Genomic DNA, 24,756 nt, shown 5'->3' with positions numbered 1-24,756 from the left:
GCCCGCGGTCCGCCGGACAGGCGCTAGAGCCGTACGACGCGCTCCCCTGACAGCCGGCCCGTCGTGTCGAAGAGCAGCCGGGCCGCCTTGGTGATCGCGCCGAGGTCGTAGGCGCGGTGGGCCTGGAGCAGGACGATCAGGTCCGCCTCGGCCGCGGCCGACAGCGCGTCGTCGTACCGCCGCAGCCGGGGGTCCGCCAGCGGCAGGTCCGCCGCGTGCGGGTCGTGCCAGCCGACCCGCGCGCCGAGGTCGAGCAGCCCGCTCGCCACCTCGAGCGCGGGCGACTCGCGCAGGTCGTCGGTGTCGGGCTTGTACGCGGCGCCGAGCAGCGCGACGCGGGCGCCCGGCAGCGGCACCCCGCGGTCCTGGAGCAACCGCGAGGCGCGCGCGACGACATGGCCGGGCATGACGCGGTTCGCGCGCAGGGCGGCCCGTACGACCTGGAACGCGTCGGCGGGCGCGCCTTGCAGCAGGTAGACCGGGTCGACCGGGATGCAGTGCCCGCCGACGCCGGGGCCGGGGCGGAACGACTGGAAGCCGAAGGGCTTCGTCGCCGCGCACGCCACCACGTCCCACACGTCCGCGCCCACATCGTGGCAGTAGCGGGCGAATTCGTTGACCAGGGCGATGTTGACGCTGCGGTAGGTGTTCTCCAGCAGCTTCGCCAGCTCCGCCTCGCGCGTGCCGCGGGCCACGATCACCCGGTCCACGAAACGCTCGTACAGCGCCGCGCACTGCTTGGCGCACACCTGCGTCACCCCGGAGACCACCTTGGGCGTGTTGCCGATGCCGAAGAACTGGTTGGCCGGATCGACGCGTTCGGGGGAGTAGCCGAGGTGGAAGTCCCTCCCCGCGACCAGCCCCGACGCCTCCAGCAGCGGTCTGGCCAACTCCTCGGTGGTGCCGGGGAACGAGGTCGATTCGACGACGACCAGCGTTCCCGGCCGCAGATGCGCGGCGACCGTACGACAGGCGGCGGTGAGCGGGCCGAGGTCGGGGCCTCCTTCGGGGGTCAGGCCGGTGGGGACGCAGATCGCGACGGCCTGGGCCCGCGTGAGCGGCGCGGGGTCGGTGTCGACGGCGAAACCGGCGGCGAGCATCCGGGTCACGTCCGCGTCGGTGACGTCACGGACCGGGGACCGCCCGCCGCGCAGCGCGGCGACGGTCGACGGCGCGATGTCGTATCCGGCCACCGCGAGCCCGGCGTCGGCGGCGGCGCGGGCGAGGGGAAGACCCACGTATCCCAGGCCCACCACCAGCAGATCGAAGGACATGACCGAGACTCCCCGGGGACGGTGGGCGCTGCGCGACGGGCGGTCCGGGAAGGCGCCCCGGGGCCCGCTCACCGCGATCTTGAACCAGTCCCCGCCCGGCCCGTGCGTGTGGCGGCCGGGCGGCGGTCATGAGGGTGAATTCTTCACCCTGTCGGCGCTGGTCCGGCCTTCGCAGGAGCCGGGAGCGGCCGGTGACGACCCGCGTCCGGCGCCGACGAGCAGCGGGCCGGGCCACGATCGGGCCATCGGGCTTCCCGCGACACGGCGACGGCGGCACATCCCACAGTCATATGCGAACCTTCTTCCGATATGGTCCACTTCGTGCGAACCCGGACATTCGGTCCGGACCGTTCGAGGAGAGTTCATGACCCGTTTTGTCACGGCGAAGCGTGCCGCTGTCGCAGCCACCGCCACCGGCGCCGCAGCCCTCGCCCTGGTGGCCGGTTCCTCCGCCACCGCCACCGCGACCGCCACGCAGGTACGCGCCACCCCGCCGTCGCTGACGCTGGACTTCAGCGGCAACAACAGCGCGGGCGCCGCCGCCAGCACCGTGGGCGCGGGCTTCGGCGGCAGCGCCACGGTCAAGGACTCCTCCGGGAAGCCGGTCGGCACCGCCTACGACATGTGCGACAAGGACGCCATCTCCGCCAAGGAGGTGACCGCGTTCTGCCACGCGAACATCGTCTTCAACGGCGGTGACCAGGTCGCCCTCTCGGTGGTCTTCCCGATCCAGAACCCGCTCACCGCGACCTACCCGAAGTCCTTCGACGGCGTCGTCGTCGGCGGCACGGGCGCCTACAAGGGCCTCACCGGCGCGGCCCACTTCACCAACACCGCGCTCGCGGTCTACACCGTGAGCTGGGACGCCTGAGGGATCTGAAGTCCTTTCCGGTGGGCCGCCGTCCGGACGGCGGCCCACCGCCACCCCGCCCACGCACCGGAGAGTCCATGCCAGCCGCGAGTCCCGGCACGACCACCGCCACGGCGGCGACGGCCGACCGCCCCGAAGGCGACTACGCCTTCGACAACGACAGCCCGTACGCCACCGAGCAGCACCGCTGCCTGGCCGCCGCGCACGACGCGATCACCACCGCGCGGCTGGCGGAGACCGGCGTCGGCCCCGGCTGGGACTGCCTGGAGGCGGGAGCGGGCGGCGGCAGCGTCGCCCTGTGGCTGGCCGACCGCACCGCGCCGGGCGGCAGCGTGCTGGCCACCGACATCAAGCCCGAGCACATCCCCGCCCGCCCCGGTCTCGAACAGCGCCGCCACGACATCGTGCGCGACCCGCTCCCCGACGCGGCCTTCGACCTCGTCCACTCCCGCCTGGTGCTCACCCACCTGCCCCAGCGGCGGGCCGTGCTCGGCCGGCTGCTGCGCGCCCTGCGGCCCGGCGGGCACCTCCAGTTGGAGGAGTTCGACATCGACTACGCGCCGGTGCTCCTCGCCCCCGACGAGCGCACCCGCGCGGGCTACGAGGCGTTCCGGGCGGCCAAGGGCCGCGTGCTGCGGGCCGCGGGGGCCGACCCCGCGTGGGGCCGCACCTGCGCCGCCGACCTGCGGGCCGCCGGATTCACCGACATCGAACCCGTACCGCACCTCGTGCCCTGGACGGCGGACTCCCCGGGCCTGCGGCTGCAACTGCACCACACCTACCACCTGCGGGACGCGCTCCTGGAGCACGGGATGACGGAGGACGAACTGCTCGCGGCGCGCGACGCGATGCGCCACCCGGACTTCCGCGCCGCCTCCTGCGTCCTGTACTGCGTCCAGGCGAGGCGACCGGAGTGACGGCCACCGCGGCCGGCCCCCGTACCACCGCGGCCGGCCCCCTTACCACCGCGGCGCCGCGTATCGGTTGCACGGCGCCGGTTTCCGCGCGCGACGGTGCGCCCGCCACGGCCGTCCGGCTCGCCGTCGCCCACCTGCGGGCGCTCGGCTGCGGCACCGAGCACGGCAGGTCGGGAGCGTTCACCGCGCACTACGGCCCGGTCCGCGCGCGCTGCGAGGTGAGCTGGGCCGGGCCCGTGGACCTCCCGCTGACCAGCGAGGCCGACGTACAGGCCGCGTGCGGTCTGACGCAGGTGCACGGCCGCCGCTACGGTGCACCGACCCCGCTCGGCGTCGACTACGCCTCCTGCGTCGCGGGCGCGCTCGCCGCCACCGGCACCCTCGCCGCGCTGGCCGCCGGGCCCGCCGACGACGGCGGCGAGATCCGCGTCACCACCTCGGTCGCCCAGGCGGCGCTGCTCTCGGTCGGCCAGTACCTGGCCGCCGCGACGGCGGCCGACGACTGGCCGGAACGCCACGCACCCGGCGGCCCGCCCTTCGCCGCCGCCGATGGCGTCCGGTTCGAACTGGAGACCCTGGACCCCGAGGCGTGGCGCGGCTTCTGGTCCGCGCTCGGCGTGGACCGCGCGGACGCCGCACGCGGCTGGCTCCCCTTCCAGCAGCGGTACGCCACCGCGGTCTGCCCGCTCCCGCCCGCCCTCCACGAGGCCGTCGCCCGGCTGCCCTTCCCCGAACTCGGCCGCCTCGCCGACGCGATCGGCGTGGATCTGACCCCGGTCGCCGCGGGGCCGCCCCCGTGGGCGGACGGCGACGAGCGGCCCTGGCGGCTGCGCCCCACCGGCCCGCCGGCCGCGCCGCAGGCCGCGCCCGGCACCGGGGCGCCGCTGGACGGGGTGACCGTCGTCGAGGTGTGCCGCCGCGTCCAGGGGCCGCTCGCCGGGCACCTGCTGCGGCTGCTCGGCGCGCGCGTTGTCCGCGTCGAGCCGCCGGGCGGCGACCCGATGCGGGGCATGCCGCCCATGGCGGGCGGCACATCGGCCCGCTTCACCGCCCTGAACGACGGCAAGGAGACGGTGGAGGCGGATCTCACCACCGCGTCCGGCCGCGCCGCGGTCCGCGAACTCCTCGCGGGGGCCGAGGTGTTCCTGCACAGCCTGGCCCCCGGCAAGGACCGGCGGTCCGGGCTCGACGCCGACACCCTGACCGCCCACCGCCCCGGCCTGGTGCACGCCGCCGCCTCCGGCTGGGGCGACGAGCGCGGCTCCCGGCCTCCCGTCGGCACCGACTTCCCCGTACAGGCGTGGACGGGCCTCGCCGCCCTGGTCACCCCGCCGGGACTGCCGCCGACACCGTCATTGCTCACCCTCACCGACGTGCTCGGCGGCGTGATCTGCGCGGAAGGCGCCGTCGCGGGTCTGCTCGCGGCCCGGCGGACCGGGCGCGGACAGGCCGTCACCTCCTCGCTGCTGTCCGCCGCCCGGCTGCTGTGCGGGCCGCGGTTCCGCTCGGCTCCCGCGCGGACGACGGTCCCCGACCGCGCCGACCTGACCGACCTCGCGGCGGACCCCCGCCTCGCGCCCGCCCTCGACCGCGACCTGTGCGCGCGGGCCGCAAACCCCTGGGAGTTCCACCGATGACCACTCCGGTGGAGACGCCGACCGACGCGACACCTCCCGTACGGGCGGCGGCCGGACGCACCTGGCGGTCCCGCAACGGCCTCGTGCTGCGCGACACGGTCCCGGCCCCGCTGCGGCGGCGCTGGGCCCGGCGCGAGGAGTGTCCCGACACGGGGCTGTACGCGGCCTTCGCCGAGCACGTACGCGACCACGGCGACCGGACGGCCGTCCGCACTCCCGGCCTCGCGCTGACCTATCGCGAACTCGACCTGCGGGTACGCGGGATGGCGTCGGCGCTGGGCGCGCTCGGCGCGGGCCCCGGCGATGTGGTCGGCATCCGGCTGAACGGCGGCTGGCCCGCGCTGGCCACGGACCTCGCCGTCGCCGCCGTCGGCGCGGTCGCCCTTCCCTGGCCCACGGGGCAGGGCACCCGCGAGAGCCACGCCCTGCTGGAGCTGTCCCGCGCCCGCTACATGGTGAGCGACACCCCACTGGACCACCGGCACGGCCCGCTCCCGTACCTGGAACGCCTCACCACGGTCGGGGAACTCCTCTACGGCGACCCCGACGGATGCGTCCCCGCCGTCGTGGACCCCGAGGACCCGGCCCGCGTCCTGGTCTCCTCGGGCTCCGAGGCCGCGCCCAAGATGACCGCCTACAGCCACAACGCGCTGCTCGGCGGACGCGGCAGTTACGTGGACGCGGTGCTGCGCGGCGGCGGCGCCGGACACGACACGGCCACCGGCACCGGCCAGGACACGCCCGGCGGCGGCGACCCCGGCACCGGCGAAAGCGCCGAGGACGGCGGCCCGGCCGCGCTCGTCCTCGTCCCGCTCGCCTCCTCCTTCGGCTCCTTCGGACTGGTCGCCCTCGCCCGCTGCGGCGCGACCCTCCACCTGCTGGACCGCTTCGACCCCGGCGCCGCCCTGCGCGCCGTCACCGACTGGCGGCCCACCCACGTCGTCGCCGTACCCACCATGCTGGGCCGGATCGCCGACCACCCCACCGTGCCCGGCGAGGACCTGGGCTCGCTGCGGGCCGTCGTCTCCAGCGGCGCCCCGCTCACCTCCACCGTCCTCGCCGCCGCGCTGCGCCGCTTCGGCCGCCCGGTCACCAACGTCTACGGGTCGAGCGACGGCGTGAACTGCCGTATCACCTGGACCGGTTCTGACGGCGACGTCCGCCGCGTCGGACACCCGGACCCGCGCGTCACCGACCTGCGCGTCTGCGGCGCCGACGACCGGCCGCTGCCCGCGGGGCACAGCGGCGAGATCCAGGCCCGCGGCCCGATGAGCCCGCTGGCCTACGTCGGCGCGCCCGACCTCGACCTGCGCTACCGCACCGACGACGGCTGGATCAGGACCGGTGACCTCGGGGTCTTCGACGCCGACGGTTCGCTGCGCGTCCTGGACCGGATCAGGCAGACCGTGATCCGCGGCGGCTGGACGATCAGCCCCGCCGAGGTCGAGGAGGAGCTGCACACCCACCCGCACGTCGCCGAAGCCGCCTGCGTACCCGTCCCCGACCCGGATCTCGGCGAGCGGCTGTGCGCCTTCCTGGTCCAGCGCCCGGGCACGGAGCCGCTGACGGTCGCGGCGCTGTCCGCGTATCTGACCGGCGAGCGCGGTCTGGCCCGGCGCAAGCTGCCCGAACTCGTGCTGCACCTGGATCGGTTGCCGCTCGGGGCCACCGGCAAGGTCTGCCGCCGCACCCTCGCCGCCGCGGCCCTCGCCCGCCCGCCAGAAGACCCGGTACGCGCCCCCCGGCGCTGAGCAGCGCCTGAGCCACACCGCACCGCAGGAGGAGCACCCGCCCATGGAACCCGCGCCCGTACTCGACACCGCGGCCAGGCCCCCCGTCGGCGCCGTTCCCGCCGCCGACACCTCGCCGATCGCGCCCGGCAGTTGGCGCGCCTACGCCAAGCTGGCCAAGCTGGACATCCTCGACTACTACCTGAGTATCCCGCTGGCCGCCGCGATGCTCGTCCCGTTCGGCGTCGTCACCGGGGCCGGGCTCGTCACCGGGGCCGGGCTCCGGCCCGAGACCACGGGACGCGCCGCGCTCGTGCTGGTCCTGTTCTTCCTGGGCGAACTGACCATGGTGGCCGGGATGGTCGCCTTCGACGACGTGACCGGCTACCGCGACGGCAGCGACGCGGCCAACTACGGCCCCGACGCCGCCGCCCGCCGCCTCGCCCGTAAACCGCTGGTCGCCGGGACGCTCACCGAGCGGCAGGCGATCCGGTTCGGCTGGGCCGCGGTCGCGCTGTGCGCGCTGTTCTGGGGCGCGGCCGTCCTCGCCGCTCCCGCCCGGCCGCTGTGGGCGGTGCTCGGCACGGCGGCCTGCGCGCTCTTCGGGTTCCAGTACTCCTGGTGGCTGAAGTTCAGCTACCGCGGCGGCCAGGAGATCTTCCTGGCCGCGCTCGGCTGGGGCTATGTGCTGCCGCTCTTCGGCCTGCTGAACGGCGGCGCGCCCGGCTTCGTCGTCGTGCAGGCGCTGATCTTCGGGCTCGGCCCCGTGCTGTTCGGCGTCTACTCCAACATCAACGACCGGGACGGGGACCACGCGGTCGGGCGGCTGACCGTGGCCGCCGTCGCCTCCGAGCGCGGCAACTCCGCCTTCATCGCCGGGGTTTCCGGGCTGGAGGCCCTGCTGATCGTCGTCCCCGCCGCCGCCGGGATCGCGCCGTGGTGGTTCCCGCCGCTCATGTCGCCCGTCCTCGTGCTGCGCGCCCGCCAGTGGGTACGCGGCAATCGGCGCGGTGACGTCCTGGGGGCCCGCACCCGCGGCATCCGGCTGCACCGCCTCGCCACCGCGCTGATGATCGCGGCCGACCTGCTGCTGGCGGTGACCCGGTGACCAAGCCCCTCGACCCCGGCATCGTCTTCGACGCGCTCGCCCGCCGCGGCTCGCCGACCGTCGTCCACCTCAGCCGCCCCCTCGACCTCGCGCCCGAGGAGGGCACCCGGTGGACGGTGCCCCAACTGGCCGGCCTGGTACGGGACACCGCCGCCCGGCTCGCCGCGGCGGGAGCGGGCCCCGGCGACCACGTGGCCGTCGTCAAGCGCAACCACTGGGACTACGTCCTGCTCGCCTGCGCCGCCGTCCGGATCGGCGCCGTCCCCGCGCTGCTCTCCGACCACCTCGCCCCCGAGGTGCTCGACACCCTGCTCGAACGGCTGCGCCCCGCCGTCCTGGTCACCCAGACGCACCTGCTGCGCAAGGCCACCCGAGCCGATGTCGAGCTGGCGCGCCACAGCGCGTGCACGCTGACCCTGGACAGCGCGAGCCTGCACGACTCGGTACCGGACGACACCCGGCCGCCCCAGCCGGTCCGCTCCTTCCACGACCTGCCCGCCCGGCCGCTCGCCCCGATCCACCGCCGCGGTGACGGCGAGCCGCTGGCCGTGCACCACACCTCGGGGACCACCGGCGTGCCCAAGCTGGTCGTCCACTCCACCACGACGCTCATCCGGCGGCTCGCCGGATTCGAGGCCAGGCGCTGGCCCGTGGTCACCCCGCGCGCCGGCGACACCGTCGCCAGCGCCATCTCCTTCGCGCACGGCCGCGCGCTCGCCTGGACCGTCAGCGCGCTGTGGCACCAGCCCCGCGAGGCCGTGATCGTCGCCGACTCCGATCCCGACGCGGCCCGCCGCACCCTGACCGCGCACCCGCCCACCGTCCTGGAAGCGCTGCCCTCCACGTATGTGCGCTGGCAGCGCCTGGCCGCCGAGCCCGACAGTCCCTTCCGGGACGTACGCATGTACATCTCCACCTTCGACGCCGTCCACCCGCCGACCGTGCGGGTCTTCCTCGACGCCAGCCGGCGCGCCCGGCCGCTGTGGATGCAGGGCTGGGGCCAGACCGAGACCGGGCCGCTCACCTTCCGCTTCCTCACCCGAGGGGCGCTGGCCCGGCGCGCGGAGCGCCACCCCACCACCCGCGACCTCGGCCGCCCGGTCCCCGGCTGGGTCGGCCTGCGGGTGGTGGACCCGCGGACCTTCCAACCCGTGCCGCGCGGACAGGTCGGCCTCGTCCTCACCCGGACCAAGGCCCGCTGCCTCGGCTACCTCGGCGAACAGGACCGCTGGGACGAGAAGGCGCACGGGCCCTGGTTCAACACCGGAGACCTCGCCGTCCGTACGCGCGGCGGCTCGCTGATCCTGCTGGACCGGGAGGTCGACATGATCCCGGGGCTGAGCTGCGTGGAACTGGAGGACGTCCTGCACGACCGGCTGCCCGAGGTCGAGGAGGCCGTCGTCCTCGGCGTCGTGGACCGCGACCCGCAGACCGTCCTGGTCGTCAACGCGCCCATCGACCCGGCCCGTTGGCGGCACGCCGTACGCGACCTGCCCGCGCTCGCCGAACCCCTCACGGTGGACTGGGACGCCGTCCCGCGCACCGCCACCGGCAAGGTCCGCCGCCACGAGCTGCGCGACCGCTACCTCGCCGGCACCGCCACCCACGGAACCGGGAGATGGACGTGACGGACCTCGACGTCGCGGTCGTCGGCGGCGGCATCGGCGGCCTCGCCGCCGCCTACCGGCTGCAACGGGCGGGCCGGTCCGTGCGGGTCTTCGAGGCCGCCCCGCGCGTCGGCGGACGCATGGCCAGCTCCCTCGTCGACGGCTGCCTCGTCGACGAGGGAGCGGAGACCATCGCCACCCGCGGCTACCAGGCCACCTGGCGCCTCATCGACGAACTCGCCGTGCCGCCCGCACACCTCACCCCGGTGCGGGCCGGATTCGCCCTCTGGCACGAGGGCCGCGCCCACGCCCGGCTCGGCCACCCGGCGGGGCTGCTCACCGGCGCGGGCATGTCCTGGCGCGGGCGGCTGGACTGGCTGCGCTTCACCGCCCGACTGCTGCGCCGCCGCGGGGACTTCGACGCCGACCGGCCCGAACTCGCGCCGCCCGGCACGGCCACCCTCGCCGAGTACGCCCGCGCCTACCACCCCGACGTGCACGACCGCCTGCTCCAGCCGCTGTCGGGCCACTGCTTCGGCTGGCACTCGGAACGCTCGGCCGCCGCCCCCATGCTCGCCACGCTGCTCGCGGTCGGCGGCGCCGGAGCCCGCTGGACCACCTACACCACCGGCATGGACACCCTCCCGCGCGCCCTGGCCGAACGGGTCCCCGTACAACTCGGCAGCTCGGTCACGGCCGTTGAGCGGGGCGGCGCGGACGAGGCACGGCTGCACCTCGCCGACGGCAGGATCTTGACGGCGCGTCAGATCCTGATGGCCGTACCGGCACCAGTCGCGCTGTCCCTGTACGCCGACCCGTCGCCCGACGAACGCGCCTATCTGGCGGCCTGTTCCTTCACCCCCATGCTCAAGGCCGTCTGCCTCCTCGACCGACCGCTGCCCAGCCCGACCCGCGCCCCCAGCTACGCCCTGTCCGTTCCCGCGACCGAGAGCCGGATCTGCGGCGGGCTGCTCCTCGACCACCTCAAGGCCGAGGGGCGCGTCCCGCCGGGCCGCGGGATGGTCAGCCTCTTCGCCTCGCCCGCGATCGGCCCCCGCCTGCTGGACGCCGACGACGCCGAGGTCACCCGTACGCTCGTCGGCGAGGCAGAACGCTTTCTGCCGGGGCTCGGCGAGGCCACCACCCGCACGCTCGTGCACCGCTTCCGGTACGGCCTGCCCGAAGCCACCCCCGCCGCCCTGGGCCTGCGCGCGGCCTTCGCCGCCCGGCCCGCGGGGCCCGTCGACTACGTCGGCGACTGGACTCTCCTGCGGCCCAGCAGCGAGGGCGCGGTCCGCTCGGCGGAACTGGCCGCGCGACGCGTCGCCGCGCGCACGGCCCACCCCTCTCGTCCGAAGCGCGCGGTGAGCCCGGCACCCACCGGCCGACCCGCGTGATTCGGCGCACATGTCCCACCCGCGAATCACGTGCACTGGAGGCACCTGTCATGCGTCGAAGCACCACCATGATCGCGATGGCCGCGGCGGCCGTCGTCGGCCTCGCGGCCACTCCCGCCCAGGCCGCCACCGGCCAGGTCGTCGTCTTCTCCGTCGAGGGCCAGCCGCTCAAGGTCTACCAGGACCCCACCGGCTGTCAGCGACTCCCGTTGACGGCGCATGTGCTGGACAACCTCACCGACCAGCCGGTCAAGGTCTTCGCCGACCCCTTCTGCACGGTCCCGGCGACCCTACCCACCACCGGCCTCGGCGTCCTTCCGGCCGGCTACGGCACCCACGTCACCGGAGTCGGCAGCTTCTCCGCCTGACCACCGGTCGCGGCACGCGCGCCCGCCGTACCACCGCCGTCGGGGTGCGGTGGTACGGCGGGGCGGCCGGCCCGGTCAGGGCGTGAGGCGGTTCGGCCCCCGGAACAGGAACATGGCCCCGCGGAGCGAGTCCAGGCCGAGCATCGCCATGAGGACGCGGCCGAGGGTCAGACCGTCGCCGGGAGGGGCATGGGGGCGGGGCGGCGACGGTCGCGCAGGGCGGCGGACAGCACCGACACGACGATGCCGCCGAAGGCCCAGGCGCCCAGGATCCACAGGGACCTGGTGATGTCGTGCCCGTCGAAGTAGACGGTGTTGCGGACCACGGTCGTCCCGGCGCCCGGCGGCAGGATCTGGCCGATGGCCCGCCAGAAGGGCGGCAGGAGAGCGGCCGGATAGACCCCGCCGGAGCTGGGATTGCCCAGGACGGTGAAGATCAGGATGGTCAGGCCGAGGCCGATGGTGCCCGCCACCGACTGGAGGGCGACGCCCACCGCGCCCGAGGCGAACACGATCAGGGTGCCGATGCCGACCAGGTCCCAGAAGGCGCCGGGCAGGCAGTGCAGGACGGGACCGACGATCACCGCGCCGCCGATGCCGGAGACGAAGGCGTAGGGCAGCATCGCGGTCAGCCGCACCAGGACGCGGCGCAGGGTGGGGCGCGCCGACCCGGCCGCCATGTTCAGCGCGGACGCGGCCAGATAGCCGCCGATCGTCCAGCTCAGGACGAGGTAGAAGGACGACAGGCCGCGCGAGTCGCCCTTCACCGGCGGGCGGATGTCGCGTACGACGACCTCACGGTGCTGCGCCTGTCCCGCCAGCCGCACGACCTGGGTCGCCGCGTCCGAGGCGGAGGGGCCGCCCGCGGACGCGACCAGGACCGTGTCCGTCGTCCCGCGCGGGTCGACGACGACGGCGGCGTCGGTGCGCCGGTCCAGCAGCCGGGCCCTGGCCTCGGCGCGGTCGGCGACCGCGACGGCGTGCACCGGCTCACCGGGAAGGGCGTTGAGCCGGGCCACCGCGTCCCGCGCCGCGGCCTGCGGTGCGACCACGACGATCGGCACCCGGTGGGGCTTGGGCGAGTGGAAGGCGCCCATGTAGGACAGCGCGAAGCCCAGTTGCAGCAGGAGCACGCCCAGCATGACCAGGACGGCCCTGAATGTGATCGCGTCCCGCAACTCCTCCACGATGCCGTGCCTGCCCGGCCTGTCGAGTACCACCCGACTGCTCCCCGTGCCCGTCAACGCTGTCCGCCCTTCTGGTACGCCGGGGCCATGAGCCCGGCCGAAGTCGTCAAATCCTCGGCTCCGCGTCGGCGTCCGTCGCCGGGGCGCGCCCACGGCGCCCGTCCCGGCAACCCGTTCGGCGTACGCCCGACCGCCGCCTAAGGGTTGGGTATCAGTCATGCGGCACCTGCAACCGCTGGGGCGGTCGTACTCTCCTATAGTGCGACCGGCGAGATGGGGAGACTCGATTGATCACGGCAACGGCGGTTGACACCGCCGCTCAGGGCTCGCGTAAGCGGCGGGTGGCGAAGGGGATGTTGGCGTTGGCGCTCGGCGCCGTCCTGCTGGGGGCGACCGCCTGCAGCGGGAGCGCGGGCGCGTCGACCGACAAGGGAAAGCAGGACGGCAAGGGTTCGGCGTCGGGCGGCGCCACGACGACGCCTGCCTCGCAGGTGGCGCTGAGCATCGTGCCCAAGGACGGCGCGACCGGGGTGGACACCACGGGCGCGCTCAAGATCACGGCCGCCAAGGGCAAGTTGGTGAAGATCACGGTGACCGACGCGGCCGACCACCGGCCGGTCGACGGCGCGATATCGGCGGACGGCACCAGTTGGAAGCCGTCCGGGATTCTGCGCACCGCGACCAAGTACACCGTGAACGCGGAGGCGGTGGACTCGGCCGGGCGCAGCACCGTACAGCGGTCGTCGTTCACCACGCTGAAGCCGCAGGCCGTCAACTACGGCGTGTTCAACGTGGATCCGGGCTCGACGTACGGCGTGGGCATGGAGGTGTCGATCCGCTTCAACAAGCCGGTCGCCGACCAGGCCGCGACGCACAAGGGGATCACCGTCACGGCGGACCCGCAGGTGCCCGTCGAGGGCCACTGGTTCGGCAACCAGCGGATCGACTTCCGGCCGGAGAGGTACTGGGCGCCCGGCACCAAGGTCACGCTGCACATGAACCTCAACGGTGTGCAGATGTCGCCCGGTGTCTACGGCCAGCAGTCGAAGGACGTGAGCTTCACCATCGGCCGCTCGCAGACCTCGGTGGCCGACAACACCGCGAAGACGCTGAAGATCTACCGGGGCGGGAAGCTGTACAAGACGTACCCGGCGAGCCTCGGTGACCCCCAGCACACCACGTACAACGGCAAGATGGTGATCGAGGAGAAGGACCCGGTGGTGGACATGGACTCCCGCACCGTGGGCCTCGGCAACTCGTACCACATCAAGGACGTGCCGCACGGCATGCGGCTGTCCGACTCGGGAACCTTCGCGCACGGCAACTACTGGCGCCCGGTGTCGGTGTTCGGACACGAGAACACCAGCCACGGCTGCGTGGGCCTGCACGACGTGAAGGGCGGCGGCGACCCGGACACCCCGGCCGCCTGGTTCTACAGCCACTCGCTCATCGGTGACGTCGTCGAGGTCGTGCACTCGCCCGACAAGGTCATCGACCCGAGCAACGGCATCAACGGCTGGAACATGTCCTGGGCCACCTGGGTGGCCAACTGACCCTCGGACCACGGTCCCCGACCGTCCGGACACGCGTCCCGGGCGGCCCGGGGAACGGGTCCCGGGCGGTTGACGAACGGGTCCCGGGTGGTTGACGAATGGATCGCGGCCCCGGAACGCTCAGGCGTTCCGGGGCCGTTCCGCGCGGGACACACCGGGTGCGGACATCGATGTCAGGGCATCGGCGGTCCCGCCAGATACGTGCCGTGCGCGTCGTACGGCCACGCGTTCGCCACACAGCCGTGCAGTCCGTCGATCTGCTGCATCATCGCGGGCGCCGGACGCCCGGCGCCGGGACACCCCTCGTGGCCGTGCCCGATGCGGTGGCCCACCTCGTGGTTGACGATCAGGGCGCGGTACTCGTGGAGCGGCCCGGGGAACTGCGGCGAACCGGTCCGCCAGCGCTTGAGGTTCACCACCACCTGGTCGCCGACATCGCAGTTGACCTCGCCGCGGGTGTGCAGCCCGGCCGCCCCGCAGATCCGGTCCACGGTGTCCGGGCTGGCGATCTTCACCTCGAAGTCGTACCGGCCGCCGGAGACGAGCTGGAAGGCGTCGTGGCCGTCGGCGATCCAGCTCCGCCGGTCGCCGAGGATGCTCTCGATCTCGCGCGCCGCGTCGGCGGCTCTGACGCCCGTGCCCTGCTCGACCTGCACCTTGTAGCGGCGCAGCGTGCCGGTGCCGACCGACGTCCCCGACGCCTGGGCGGTGTCGAAGACGCCGTTGCCTCCGGTGCCGGACGACGGCGCGGACGACGGCGCGGATGACGGTGCGGACGACGGCGCGGACGCGGGCGCCCGCCCGGCGGGTGACGTGGAAGGCGCCGCCGGCGTCCTCGCCGGTTCGGTGGCGGCGGGCGGCGAACCCGCCGTAGCCCCGTCCGCCGCGTGGCCGCCCTTCCCGTCCTTCCCGCCGTGCGCGGCGACCAGCAGCGCCCCGGCCACCCCGACCGCCGCCAGCGTGCCGAGCGTGTACGTCGTCCGCCGTCGCCTGCGCCGCCGTAGGGTCGCCAGGGAACGCCGCGTACGGGCGCCGCCGCCCCCCGCCCGCCCCGCCGATTTCCGTTTCTTCTCCCGGTGCATGGCTGTTCACACTGCGGTCCGCGTGTGATGGCCCCTGGCCCGGAAGATCACGAAAGCGTAACCACGGCGGCGGACGGCCGCTGTATGACCCCTTCGTAACAGCTGCCCGGCCGAGCCCCTCTCACGGCCCTGGCCGCCCGGACCTCACGCATACTGACCTGCATGCCCCGCGTTCTGCTCGTCGAAGACGACCCCGCGGTCCGCAAGGGCGTGCAGCTGGCCCTGCGCCACCAGGGACACGACGTCCTCGCCGCCGCGACCGGTGAGGAGGGCCTGAGCCACCTGCGCCCCTTCCGGCCCGACGTCGTCGTGCTCGACCTCATGCTCCCCGGCATCGCCGGACTCGACGTCTGCCGTCGCATACGCGAGCACGACCAGGTCCCGATCATCATCGTGACCGCGCGCGGCGACGACGTGGACGTGGTGGTCGGCCTGGAGGCCGGAGCGGACGACTACGTGGTCAAGCCGGTACAGGCCCGCGTCCTCGAAGCCCGCATACGCGCGGTGCTGCGCCGGATCGCCGCACCCGGCGCCGACGGCACCAGGCCCCGGCAGGAGTCGCACGGCGACCTGTCCATCGACCGCGCCGGGCTGCGGGTCTCCCTGCGCGGCGAGCCCGTACCGCTGGCCCCCTCGGAACTGCGGCTGCTGCTGACCCTGTCGGCCTCGCCGGGACAGGTGCTCAGCCGCCAGCAACTCCTGGAAGCGGTCTGGGAGCACAGCTACCACGGCGACATCCGGCTGGTCGACGCCTGCGTGAAGCGGCTGCGCGGCAAGCTCGGCGGCGGACCGGGCGCCGGGTCCGGCTACATCGAGACCGTACGGGGCTTCGGCTACCGCTTCCGCGCGCCGTACGCGCGGCCGCTCCAGCCGACCCCATGAGGTCCGCCGTCTCCAGGGCCCTGCTCGCGCTGCGCGGGCTGCGCACCCGGCTGGTGGTCGCCTTCGTGCTGGTCGCGGTCGTCAGCGCGCTGAGCACCGGGGCCCTCGCCTTCAGGGAGGCGCGGACCGGCGTGCTCCAGCAGAGCCAGGACGCGGTCATCCGGCAGTTCCGCGACAGCGTCGACGCGCTGGCCCCCGCGATCCCCGCGGAGCCCGACCAGGCGGCGATGGACTCGCTGGTCATCCAGGTCGCGAGGGCCCACCAGTCGCAGCGCTGGCAGGTCCTTGCCACGTACGGGGAGCGCCGCGCCGGATCCGCGCCGGAGAACGCCTTCGAGCGGCTGACCCCCGAACTCCTCGGGTCGGTGCGCGACCAGGCCGCCGCGGTCTTCCAACGGGTGAGCACCGACGACGGCCCGGTCCTCGTCGTCGGCCTGCCGGTCGCGTACCGCGCCGCCGAGAACCAGTCGCTGACGCTCTCCGGCCTCGTCATGTACCTGATCGTGCCGCAGGACACCGAGCAGGCGTACGTCCAGGCCATGATCACCGCCATCAAGGACGCCGCGCTGTGGGCCGTGGTCCTCGCGGTCGTCCTGGCGCTCTTCGCCGCGCGCGGCGTGCTGCGCCCGGTACGCGCCCTGCGCCGCGCGACCCGGCGGATGGCGGAGGGCCACCTCGACGTACGGCTGGCCGTCAACGGCTCCGACGAACTCGCCGACCTCTCCCGGTCCTTCAACGACACGGCCGCCGCCCTGGAGCGCTCGGTGACCGAACTGCGGCGGCTGGAGGCGCAGGCCCGGCGGTTCGTCGCCGACGTCTCGCACGAACTGCGCACACCGCTGGCCGCGATGTCCTCGGTCACCGACGTGCTGGACGAGGGCGCGGGCCGCCTCGACCCCGAGACGGCCACCGCGGTCGGCCTGATCAGCGAGGAGACGGTACGGCTCGCCCGGCTCGTGGAGGACCTGATGGAGGTGTCGCGCTTCGACGCGGGCGCCGCGCGGCTCAACCTGGACGAGATCGACCTGGCCGAGTCGGTGCGCCGCACCCTCGTCTCGCGCGGCTGGCTGGCGGAGGTCGACACCCGGCTGCCCGCGCCCGGCGCCCTGCGCGCCCGCGTCGACCCGCGCCGCCTGGACGTGGTGGTGGCCAACCTCGTCGGCAACGCGCTGCGGCACGGCGCGCCGCCCGTGGTGCTGTCCCTGAGCGCGGTCGGCGGGCGGTCCGCCGGGGGAGCGTGGGCGGTGATCGAGGTACGGGACGCCGGTCCCGGCATCCCGGAGGCGGCCCTGCCGCACATCTTCGAGCGCTTCTACAAGGCGGACACCTCGCGCACGCGCAGTGAGAGCAGCGGCCTCGGCCTGGCCATCACGGCCGAGAACGTACGGCTGCACGGCGGCCGGATCACCGCCCGCAACGCGGACGGCGGCGGCTCCGTCCTCACCGTCGAACTGCCGCTGCGCCGCGACTCGGCCGCGGGCACCGCCGACGCCGGGGACCGCGCCGGTTCTGCCGGTTCCGCTGATTCCGCCGCCTTCGGAAGCGAGGACGTCCGATGAGGCGCGCCGCCGGTCCGCTGGCCTGCCTGGCGTCCGCCGCCGCGCTCACGGCCTGCGGCGTCCCGCCGACCAGCGTCATCCAGGCCGGGGAGCCCGCGGTGGGCATGACCCCCGGCGTCAGCGTCTACTTCCTCTCCGACGACACCTTGCGGGCGGTTCCCCGCCGCGCGCCCGACGGCGCCGGTCCGGTCGTCGCGCTGCGGCTGCTGTTCGCGGGCCCCGGCGACGCCGACCCGACGACGCTCACCACGCGACTGCCGTCCCTGCCGCGCCCGCCCGTGATCGCCTTCGACGGCGTCACCACCGTCGTGCGCCTGCCCGCGGGCGTCGACCGCCTCTCGCCGCTGGCCATGGACCAGGTGGTGTGCACAGTGGCGGCCAATCCGGGGGGCCCGCAGCGCACCGCGCCGCCCGGCGGGGCCAGCGCCGTCCCCACCGCCGTCCCCGACGTCCCGACCGCCGGGACCCCGCGGTCGGCGTCGCCCAGCCCCGACGTCCGCGTCATCGGCGCGGGCTGGGCGCTGTCCCGGCTCGTGGAGAGCTGCCCGTAGCGACCGGCGGGCGACCGTACAGCCTGCTGGGCCGGTACGTCGGGGCCGCGAACACGCGGACGCCCCGCCGGTCGTGGGACCGGCGGGGCGTACGGGGGACGGCTGCGGAGAGCCGGGGGCCGCCCGGGCGCCGGACTACTCGACGTCGACCCAGTCCAGGGTCCGGTCCACGGCCTTCTTCCAGCCCTTGTAGCCCGTGGCGCGCTGCTCCTCGCTCCACTGGGGCTCCCAGCGGCGCGACTCGTGCCAGTGCTCGCGCAGCTCGTCGGTGTCGCGCCAGAAGCCGGTGGCGAGACCGGCCGCGTAGGCCGCGCCCAGCGCGGTGGTCTCGGCGACCACCGGACGGCTGACCGGGACGCCCAGGACGTCGGCCTGGGTCTGCATGCACAGGTCGTTGGCCGTGACACCGCCGTCGACCTTGAGCACGTCCAGGTGCACGCCGGAGTCCTGCTCCATCGCCTCGACCACGTCGCGGCTCTGGTAGCACATGGACTCCAGCGTGGCCCGCGCCAGGTGGCCGTTGGTGTGGAAGCGGGCGAGGCCGACGATGGCGCCGCGCGCGTCGGACCGCCAGTACGGCGCGAACAGCCCGGAGAAGGCGGGCACGAAGTAGATCCCGTCGCTGCTCTCGACGGTCTTCGCCAGCCGCTCGCTCTCCGCGGCCTCGCTGATCAGGTGCATCTGGTCGCGCAGCCACTGCACCGCCGAACCGGTCACCGCGATGGAGCCCTCCAGCGCGTACACCGCCGGGGCGTCACCGAACTTGTACGCCACGGTCGTCAGCAGGCCGTGCTCGGAGCGGACCGCCTCCGTACCGGTGTTGAGCAGCAGGAAGTTACCGGTGCCGTAGGTGTTCTTCGCCTCGCCCGGCGCGAAGCAGACCTGGCCGACGGTGGCCGCCTGCTGGTCGCCGAGCACACCCGTGATGGGGATCGGCGCGCTCAGCGGGCGCGAGGTGCGGGTGGTGCCGAACGCCTCGGGGTGCGACGACGCGTGGATCGTCGGCAGCATCGCGCGCGGGATGTTGAAGATGCCGAGCAGCTCCTCGTCCCAGTCCAGCGTCTCCAGGTCCATCAGCATCGTGCGGCTGGCGTTGGTGACGTCGGTGGCGTGGATACCGCCGTTCGGACCGCCGGTGAGGTTCCACAGGATCCAGGAGTCCGTGGTGCCGAACAGCGCGTGCCCCTGCTCGGCGGCCTGGCGGACCCCGTCGACGTTCTCCAGGATCCACTTGATCTTGCCGCCGGAGAAGTACGTCGCGGGCGGCAGGCCCGCCCGGCGCCGGATCAGGTCGCCGTGGCCGTCGCGCTCCAGCGCCTTGGCGATCGAGTCGGTCCTGGTGTCCTGCCAGACGATCGCGTTGCCGTACGGGCGACCGGTGCGCGGGTCCCAGACGACGGTGGTCTCACGCTGGTTGGTGATGCCGATCGCCGCGAGGTCGGAGGCCGAGATACCGGCCGACCGCACCGCGTTCTGGATCGCGACGTTGGTCCGCTCCCAGATCTCCACCGGGTCGTGCTCCACCCAGCCCGGCTTCGGCAGGTACTGGGTGTGCTCCAACTGGTGCTTGGCCACTTCGTTTCCGTCGTGGTCGAAGATCATGAAGCGGCTGCTGGTGGTTCCCTGATCCACCGCGCCGACGAAGTCCGCCATGGGTGCTTCCTGCCTTTCGTGGGTGTACCGGACCGCGGTGTACGTGACCGCGGTGTGCGTGACCGCCGTCCGCACGGCCGCCGTGTACGTGACCCCCGCGTACGGACCGCGGGGGTGTACGGACCTCGTGGACCCGCGGGCTCAGACCTCGGCGGCGGCCTCGGAGGCGGGGGCGCGTCCCGGGGGCTCCGGCGGGGCCTCGGGCAGGAAGCGGCCGACGAAGATCTTGTAGATCGCGCCGCCGAGGACGCCGCCGATCAGCGGTCCGACGATCGGCACCCAGAAGTAGAGATTCCCCCACTGGTCGCGCCACGCCGTGCTGTAGCCCGTGATGTAGCTGGCCAGCCGCGGGCCGAGGTCACGCGCCGGGTTGATCGCGTAACCGGCGTTGGCGCCGTACGCCATGCCGATCGCGACCACGATCAGGCCGACGATGAACGGGCCGAGATTCGCGCGGGGCGCGGTGTTGAGCACATCGGTGACCGCCAGGATCAGGATCAGCAGGATCGCCGTGCCGATCACCTGGTCGCGGAAGGCGCCCCACTCGTGGACACCGGCCGTCAGCGAGCCGTTGCCCGGCAGGGTGGCGAAGACCGTCTGCGTCTTGATGGTGTGGCCCGGGTCGGCGTGGCCCAGGATCTCGGAGTAGTTCCAGCGCACCAGCAGCGCGGCGACGAAGGCGCCCGCGGTCTGCGCCAGCGCGTAGGGCGCGACCTTCTTCCAGTCGAAGCCCTTGAACACCGCCAGGGTCAGCGTCACCGCCGGGTTGAGGTGCGCGCCGCTGAGTCGCGCGGCGACGTAGACACCGAGGGTGACGCCGAGTCCCCAGGCCCAGGCGATGCTGTCATGGTCGCCGAGACCGCCCTTCGGATCGGTCAGCGCGCCGCCGCCGACGACTTGGGCCACGACGCCGACACCGATCAGAATGAGGATCATCGTCCCGACGAACTCCGCCGACAGTTCGCCCAGAAGTCCTGAGCGTGCACGTGTCGCCATGGATTCCCGCTTCCCGCCGGCCGCCGTATGGACCGGCTGTAGCTCGTCCCGCTCTTGGCCATGCGTCTTCTGCTCTCCGCATGCTCCTTCACACGGAAGCACGTGTGAACCGGCTGTGCCGGATGGGATTGCGCCGTACGGGGGAGAGTGGTGAGAGAGGTGAGGCGGACACGGGAGTGGCGGCGGCGGAAGCGGCGACCGGTCTGTTAGAGGCGCGGCCGGTCCGGGGGCGCGGTCAGCTGAAGGCGGGTGTGCGTCAGGGGCGGGCGGGCTCGACGCGGCCGACGACCTCGCCGAGGCCGATCCGCGCACCGCCGGGGCCGGGCGCGGTGGCGCTGATCACCACCTCGTCGCCGTCCTCCAGGAACGACCGGCGCGTCCCGTCCGGCAGCTCCAGCGGCTCCTCGCCGTTCCAGGCCAGCTCCATCAGCGCGCCCCTGGTCTCCCTGTCGGGACCGCTGACCGTGCCCGAGGCGAAGAAGTCCCCGGTCCGCAGGCTCGCGCCGTTCACCGTCATGTGCGCCAGCATCTGCGCGTACGTCCAGTACATGGCGGCGAACGGCGGCCGGGACACCAGATGCCCGTTGAGCCGTACCTCCAGGGCGATGTCGAGGCCGTACGGCGGTCGCGCCGCGCGGTCGTCGAGATACGGCAGCGGCTCGGTGTCGCGGACCGGCGGGTCGGTACGGGCCTGCGCGAGCGCGGCCAGCGGCACCACCCACGGCGACACCGACGTGGCGAAGGACTTGCCGAGGAAGGGGCCGAGCGGGACGTACTCCCACGCCTGGAGGTCGCGCGCCGACCAGTCGTTGACCAGGCACACCCCGAAGACGTGCGCGTCCGCGTCGGCCAGCGCCACCCGGCCGCCGAGCGGCGAGGGCGCGCCCACGACGAAGCCCAGCTCCGCCTCGATGTCCAGCTTCCGCGAGGGGCCGTAGTCCGGCGCCGGATCGGCCGCCGCCTTGCGCTGCCCGCACGGCCTGACCACCGGCGTGCCGGAGACCACGACGGTGCCCGCCCGTCCGTGGTAACCGATCGGCAGATGCTTCCAGTTCGGGGTCAGCGGCTCGGACCCCGGCCGGAAGATCCGGCCGATGTTCGCGGCGTGGTGCTCCGAGGCGTAGAAGTCCACGTAGTCCGCCACCTCGAACGGCCGGCGCATCGTCAGCTCCGCGCGCGGCAGCAGGCACGGCTCGACGGCGTCGGCGTAGGTGTCCTCGGTCAGCCACGCGGTCAGCGCCGCCCTGACCCGCGTCCACAGCGGACGGCCCGCGGCCAGCAGCGGGTTGAGCGAGTCCGCGCCGAGCGCGGCGGCCAGATCGGCGGGAGCCCCGGCCGCCCGCGCCGCGGCCCCCGCGTCCAGGACGTGATCGCCGTACGCCACCCCGATCCGCCGCGCGGCGGGCTCGTCGGCGGTGCTGAACACCCCGTACGGCAGATTGCGCACCCCGAAGGGCGCGTCGTGCGGGACGGCGAGCGGGCTGCTGGCGCTCAACGGACCTCCAGGTGCGGCTCCTGCGCGGCGGAAACGACCCGAGGGTACCGCCGGGTCCTGCGGCCGGGTTTGGAGCTGCTACCGGTGCAAACGTAAAGTTCGGCCGGGGCGGGGCACGCGGGGGCATCGCATGGGCACATACGGAGAGAGCAGCGGCGGGATGACGGCGACAACGCAGGACCTTCACGGCCACGGGGCCTACGAGGAACCGATCGGTGATGCCGAGGACACGGACGGCGCGGAGGCCGTGGACGCTGCGGAGGCCGTGGAGGGCTTCGCCGACGTGCCCGGCATCGATCCCGCGCGGATGGCGGTCTGCCTCGCCGTACTCGGCGAGCTCGACACGCTGCCCGTCGATCACCCCGACGCCATCGCCGTACGCCGGGCCACCGCGGGCATTTACCGGTCGGTGAAGCAGCGCCGCCGCCAGGAGCGCCGGGCGGCCAAGACCGCCAACGACAAGGCCGTCACCGAGGCCACCGCGACCGGCGCCGCCGACCGGATCGACGACGAGACCCTCGGCATCCAGCTCACCACCTCCGTCAGCACGGAGATCGCGGGCATCCTGGAGCGGCCCCGCTCCTGCTACGTCTGCAAGACCCGCTACGTCGAGGTCGACGCCTTCTACCACCAGCTCTGCCCGTCGTGCGCCGCCGAGAACCGGGCCCGCCGCGACGCGCGCACCGACCTCACCGGGCGCCGCGCGCTGCTCACCGGCGGACGCGCCAAGATCGGCATGTACATCGCGCTGCGGCTGCTCCGCGACGGCGCGCACACGACGATCACCACCCGCTTCCCGAACGACGCCGTCCGCCGCTTCAAGGCCATGCCCGACAGCGACGAGTGGATCCACCGGCTCAAGATCGTCGGCATCGACCTGCGCGACCCCGCCCAGGTCGTCGCCCTCGCCGACTCGGTCGCGGCGGCGGGCCCGCTCGACATCCTGATCAACAACGCCGCCCAGACGGTACGCCGTTCCCCGGACGCCTACCGCGAGCTGGTCGCCGCCGAGTCCGCGCCGCTGCCCGCGGGCGAACTGCCCGCCTCCGAGGTCTTCGGCGCCTTCGGCAGCGGCGCGCAGACCGCGGCCGCCCTCCCGGCCCCGCGCCGCGAGGACGCCCTCACCGCGCAGGACGTCACCGGCCTCGCGCTCGTCAGCGGCTCCGCCTCGCTCGCCAGGATCGAAGCGGGCACCGCCATCGACGCGGGCGGGCTCGTGCCCGACCTCGACCCCACCAACACCTGGGTGCAGACCGTCGGCGAGGTCGACCCCGTCGAACTCCTCGAAGTCCAGCTCTGCAACGTCACCGCGCCGTTCGTCCTCGTCAGCCGGCTCAGGCCCGCCATGGCCGCCGCCGCGGCGCGCCGCAAGTACGTCGTCAACGTCTCCGCCATGGAGGGGCAGTTCAGCCGCGGCTACAAGGGCCCCGGCCACCCCCACACCAACATGGCCAAGGCCGCGCTCAACATGCTCACCCGCACCAGCGCCCAGGAGATGCTCGACACCGACGGCATCCTCATGACCGCCGTCGACACCGGCTGGATCACCGACGAACGGCCCCACCCCGACAAGGTCCGGCTCGCCGCCGAGGGCTTTCACGCCCCCCTCGACCTCGTCGACGGCGCCGCCCGCGTCTACGACCCCGTCGTCCGGGGCGAACGCGGCGAGGATCTCTACGGCTGCTTCCTGAAGGACTACGCCCCCTCCGCCTGGTGACACCGCGCGGGCGGTGACGCTCATCCGCTTCCGCTGCCGCTGCCGCTGCCGCTGCCGCTGCCGCTGCTGCCGTTGCCGCCGACGACCCATCGGACCGGACCGGGCCGCACCGGGCCGTCCGGCCGGTCCGGCGGTCACGCGTCGCCGCGCGTACCAGGAATGCTGAGCAGTCCGCCTACGCGCGTCCGCGTCGCCGTACGCGCAAGGTCGTAGATCTCAGCTCCCACGCCCCTCACGCGCCCCTCCCGTGCCCCGAGTGCAACCGGCGCGCGGGGGGCGCGCGACACCCGGCGCCCGCACGGCGCATTTCCGGGCGCGCACCTGTGACGTGCGAATTCCCCGCGGAGCGGAATCACCGAATCCGGTGGCCTATGCCAGCCGCTCTTGCCGAATAATCCGTGATGCCGCCCGGTCGATTACCGATGTACGGATTTGGCCATTAACGAGCGCCGCCGATTCCGCGCCGTCGTTTCGGGCGCCAAGGCGGCGAGCTTTACGTGATGCGATGCCCTGGCATTTATCTACGGCCCGGCCGGTCTGCTCCGCCGCCGTCGAAGAAGGCGCAGTTCGGGGCGGGGTGCACCCGGTAATCGAAAATATGTCCGTCGTCGTCGGGGCCTATATACCCCGGTTCTTCGATCTGAATCAGATGAGGAGGAAGTTCGTACCCCCAACAGGTGAAACCGGCCAATCGTCGGCCTCCCGGCAGTCTTTCCGTCCGAAGAAGTCGGCTGTTGTACTCTGACGATGATGCGAATAGGGACAGGGCTGTGCCGCCCCGCGCTTTACCGGGGCCCGTACGGCGAGAAGAAACGGAAAACTGAGGGAAGGTGGAGCGGCCATGGTTAATCCTTTCGACGACGACTCGGCTCGGTTCGTCGTATTGGTGAACGACGAGGGACAGCACTCCCTGTGGCCCGCACATCTCGACCAACCCGGCGGCTGGCACGCGGACGGCCCGGAGAGATCCCGTCAGGAGTGCCTGGACGCGATCGAGAAGTCCTGGATCGACATGCGGCCCACGAGCCTGGTGCGCGCGATGGAGGCGGACGTCCGGTAGTCGGAATCCCGGGTCGGCACCCGTCCTCGTCGGGACGGGTGCCGACCCCGTCCCTCGCGCTTCCCGCCGCCTCGGTGAGCGGGTCCGACCGAAGGTGACCGCACGCGATCAC

Annotated in this window: 20 protein-coding genes; 14 read left to right on the top strand and 6 right to left on the bottom strand. The window is 73.8% G+C overall.

The window, feature by feature from the left end; translation table 11 throughout:
- Nucleotides 1–23: 23 nt before the first annotated feature.
- Nucleotides 24–1,274, bottom strand: coding sequence for a nucleotide sugar dehydrogenase (locus ACFZAM_RS22050; RefSeq protein ID WP_391048440.1), 1,251 nt, complete (start codon nt 1,272–1,274; stop codon nt 24–26).
- 364 nt (nt 1,275–1,638) lie between these two features.
- Between ACFZAM_RS22050 and ACFZAM_RS22045 the strand changes: the two genes are divergently transcribed.
- The 8 genes from ACFZAM_RS22045 (at nt 1,639) to ACFZAM_RS22010 (ending at nt 10,909) form a co-directional block, all read left to right on the top strand.
- The gene (locus tag ACFZAM_RS22045) at nt 1,639–2,145 is read left to right on the top strand and encodes a hypothetical protein (RefSeq protein WP_355333292.1); all 507 of its coding nucleotides are present in this window, start codon (nt 1,639–1,641) and stop codon (nt 2,143–2,145) included.
- 77 nt (nt 2,146–2,222) lie between these two features.
- Nucleotides 2,223–3,062: a methyltransferase domain-containing protein gene (locus ACFZAM_RS22040; RefSeq protein ID WP_391048437.1), complete on the top strand. Its 840-nt coding sequence runs from the start codon at nt 2,223–2,225 to the stop codon at nt 3,060–3,062.
- A complete protein-coding gene (locus ACFZAM_RS22035; protein ID WP_391048436.1) occupies nt 3,059–4,699 on the top strand; it encodes a CoA transferase in 1,641 nt (546 codons plus the stop codon). The genes ACFZAM_RS22040 and ACFZAM_RS22035 overlap by 4 nt, the downstream gene beginning before the upstream one ends.
- The gene (locus tag ACFZAM_RS22030; protein WP_391048433.1) at nt 4,696–6,450 is read left to right on the top strand and encodes an AMP-binding protein; all 1,755 of its coding nucleotides are present in this window, start codon (nt 4,696–4,698) and stop codon (nt 6,448–6,450) included. Before ACFZAM_RS22035 ends, ACFZAM_RS22030 begins: the two co-directional genes overlap by 4 nt.
- Before the next feature lie 43 nt (nt 6,451–6,493).
- On the top strand, nt 6,494–7,537 hold the full coding sequence (locus ACFZAM_RS22025; RefSeq protein WP_391048430.1) for a UbiA family prenyltransferase: 1,044 nt from the start codon (nt 6,494–6,496) through the stop codon (nt 7,535–7,537).
- Nucleotides 7,534–9,165 carry an AMP-binding protein gene (locus ACFZAM_RS22020; RefSeq protein WP_391048428.1) on the top strand — a complete coding sequence of 544 codons (1,632 nt, stop codon included), beginning with the start codon at nt 7,534–7,536 and terminating at the stop codon, nt 9,163–9,165. Before ACFZAM_RS22025 ends, ACFZAM_RS22020 begins: the two co-directional genes overlap by 4 nt.
- Complete coding sequence (locus ACFZAM_RS22015) at nt 9,156–10,541, top strand: FAD-dependent oxidoreductase (RefSeq protein ID WP_391048425.1); 1,386 nt, start codon at nt 9,156–9,158, stop codon at nt 10,539–10,541. Before ACFZAM_RS22020 ends, ACFZAM_RS22015 begins: the two co-directional genes overlap by 10 nt.
- A 50-nt stretch (nt 10,542–10,591) precedes the next feature.
- On the top strand, nt 10,592–10,909 hold the full coding sequence (locus ACFZAM_RS22010) for a hypothetical protein (protein ID WP_391048423.1): 318 nt from the start codon (nt 10,592–10,594) through the stop codon (nt 10,907–10,909).
- A gap of 167 nt (nt 10,910–11,076) precedes the next feature.
- On the opposite strand, the gene ACFZAM_RS22005 is transcribed toward ACFZAM_RS22010, so the two are convergent.
- Nucleotides 11,077–12,051 carry an ABC transporter permease gene (locus ACFZAM_RS22005; RefSeq protein ID WP_391048668.1) on the bottom strand — a complete coding sequence of 325 codons (975 nt, stop codon included), beginning with the start codon at nt 12,049–12,051 and terminating at the stop codon, nt 11,077–11,079.
- A gap of 398 nt (nt 12,052–12,449) precedes the next feature.
- On the opposite strand from ACFZAM_RS22005, the gene ACFZAM_RS22000 reads away from it, so the two are divergent.
- A complete protein-coding gene (locus tag ACFZAM_RS22000; RefSeq protein WP_391048666.1) occupies nt 12,450–13,649 on the top strand; it encodes an Ig-like domain-containing protein in 1,200 nt (399 codons plus the stop codon).
- Nucleotides 13,650–13,822: 173 nt separating this feature from the next.
- Here the strand turns inward: ACFZAM_RS22000 and ACFZAM_RS21995 are convergent, their stop codons facing one another.
- A complete protein-coding gene (locus ACFZAM_RS21995) occupies nt 13,823–14,731 on the bottom strand; it encodes a DUF3152 domain-containing protein (RefSeq protein ID WP_391048421.1) in 909 nt (302 codons plus the stop codon).
- A 162-nt stretch (nt 14,732–14,893) separates the two neighbouring features.
- Between ACFZAM_RS21995 and ACFZAM_RS21990 the strand changes: the two genes are divergently transcribed.
- From ACFZAM_RS21990 to ACFZAM_RS21980, 3 genes are read left to right on the top strand one after another with little or no spacing between them, the layout of a single operon-like run.
- Complete coding sequence (locus ACFZAM_RS21990) at nt 14,894–15,613, top strand: response regulator (protein WP_391048419.1); 720 nt, start codon at nt 14,894–14,896, stop codon at nt 15,611–15,613.
- Nucleotides 15,610–17,172, top strand: a complete 1,563-nt coding sequence (locus ACFZAM_RS21985) for an ATP-binding protein (RefSeq protein WP_391048417.1) — start codon at nt 15,610–15,612, stop codon at nt 17,170–17,172. The genes ACFZAM_RS21990 and ACFZAM_RS21985 overlap by 4 nt, the downstream gene beginning before the upstream one ends.
- A complete protein-coding gene (locus ACFZAM_RS21980) occupies nt 17,169–17,723 on the top strand; it encodes a hypothetical protein (RefSeq protein WP_391048415.1) in 555 nt (184 codons plus the stop codon). Before ACFZAM_RS21985 ends, ACFZAM_RS21980 begins: the two co-directional genes overlap by 4 nt.
- A gap of 135 nt (nt 17,724–17,858) precedes the next feature.
- On the opposite strand, the gene glpK is transcribed toward ACFZAM_RS21980, so the two are convergent.
- From glpK to fahA, 3 genes are all read right to left on the bottom strand, one after another.
- A complete protein-coding gene (glpK, locus tag ACFZAM_RS21975; RefSeq protein WP_355333263.1) occupies nt 17,859–19,376 on the bottom strand; it encodes a glycerol kinase GlpK in 1,518 nt (505 codons plus the stop codon).
- A gap of 141 nt (nt 19,377–19,517) precedes the next feature.
- Nucleotides 19,518–20,372: an MIP family channel protein gene (locus tag ACFZAM_RS21970; RefSeq protein WP_391048412.1), complete on the bottom strand. Its 855-nt coding sequence runs from the start codon at nt 20,370–20,372 to the stop codon at nt 19,518–19,520.
- A 256-nt stretch (nt 20,373–20,628) separates the two neighbouring features.
- Nucleotides 20,629–21,867, bottom strand: a complete 1,239-nt coding sequence (fahA, locus tag ACFZAM_RS21965; protein WP_391048409.1) for a fumarylacetoacetase — start codon at nt 21,865–21,867, stop codon at nt 20,629–20,631.
- Between the two features lie 307 nt (nt 21,868–22,174).
- On the opposite strand from fahA, the gene ACFZAM_RS21960 reads away from it, so the two are divergent.
- Nucleotides 22,175–23,584 (top strand): SDR family NAD(P)-dependent oxidoreductase, encoded by a 1,410-nt coding sequence (locus tag ACFZAM_RS21960; protein WP_355333601.1) that lies wholly within the window; start codon nt 22,175–22,177, stop codon nt 23,582–23,584.
- Between the two features lie 841 nt (nt 23,585–24,425).
- Nucleotides 24,426–24,644 (top strand): MbtH family protein, encoded by a 219-nt coding sequence (locus ACFZAM_RS21955; protein ID WP_188285961.1) that lies wholly within the window; start codon nt 24,426–24,428, stop codon nt 24,642–24,644.
- Nucleotides 24,645–24,756: the final 112 nt, after the last annotated feature.

The sequence above is a fragment of the Streptomyces sp. NPDC008079 genome (genome assembly GCF_042957385.1).
In the GTDB taxonomy this organism is placed as follows: domain Bacteria; phylum Actinomycetota; class Actinomycetes; order Streptomycetales; family Streptomycetaceae; genus Actinacidiphila.
The sequence above is the reverse complement of the archived record's forward strand: the minus strand, read 5'-3'. Positions and strand labels throughout refer to the sequence as shown.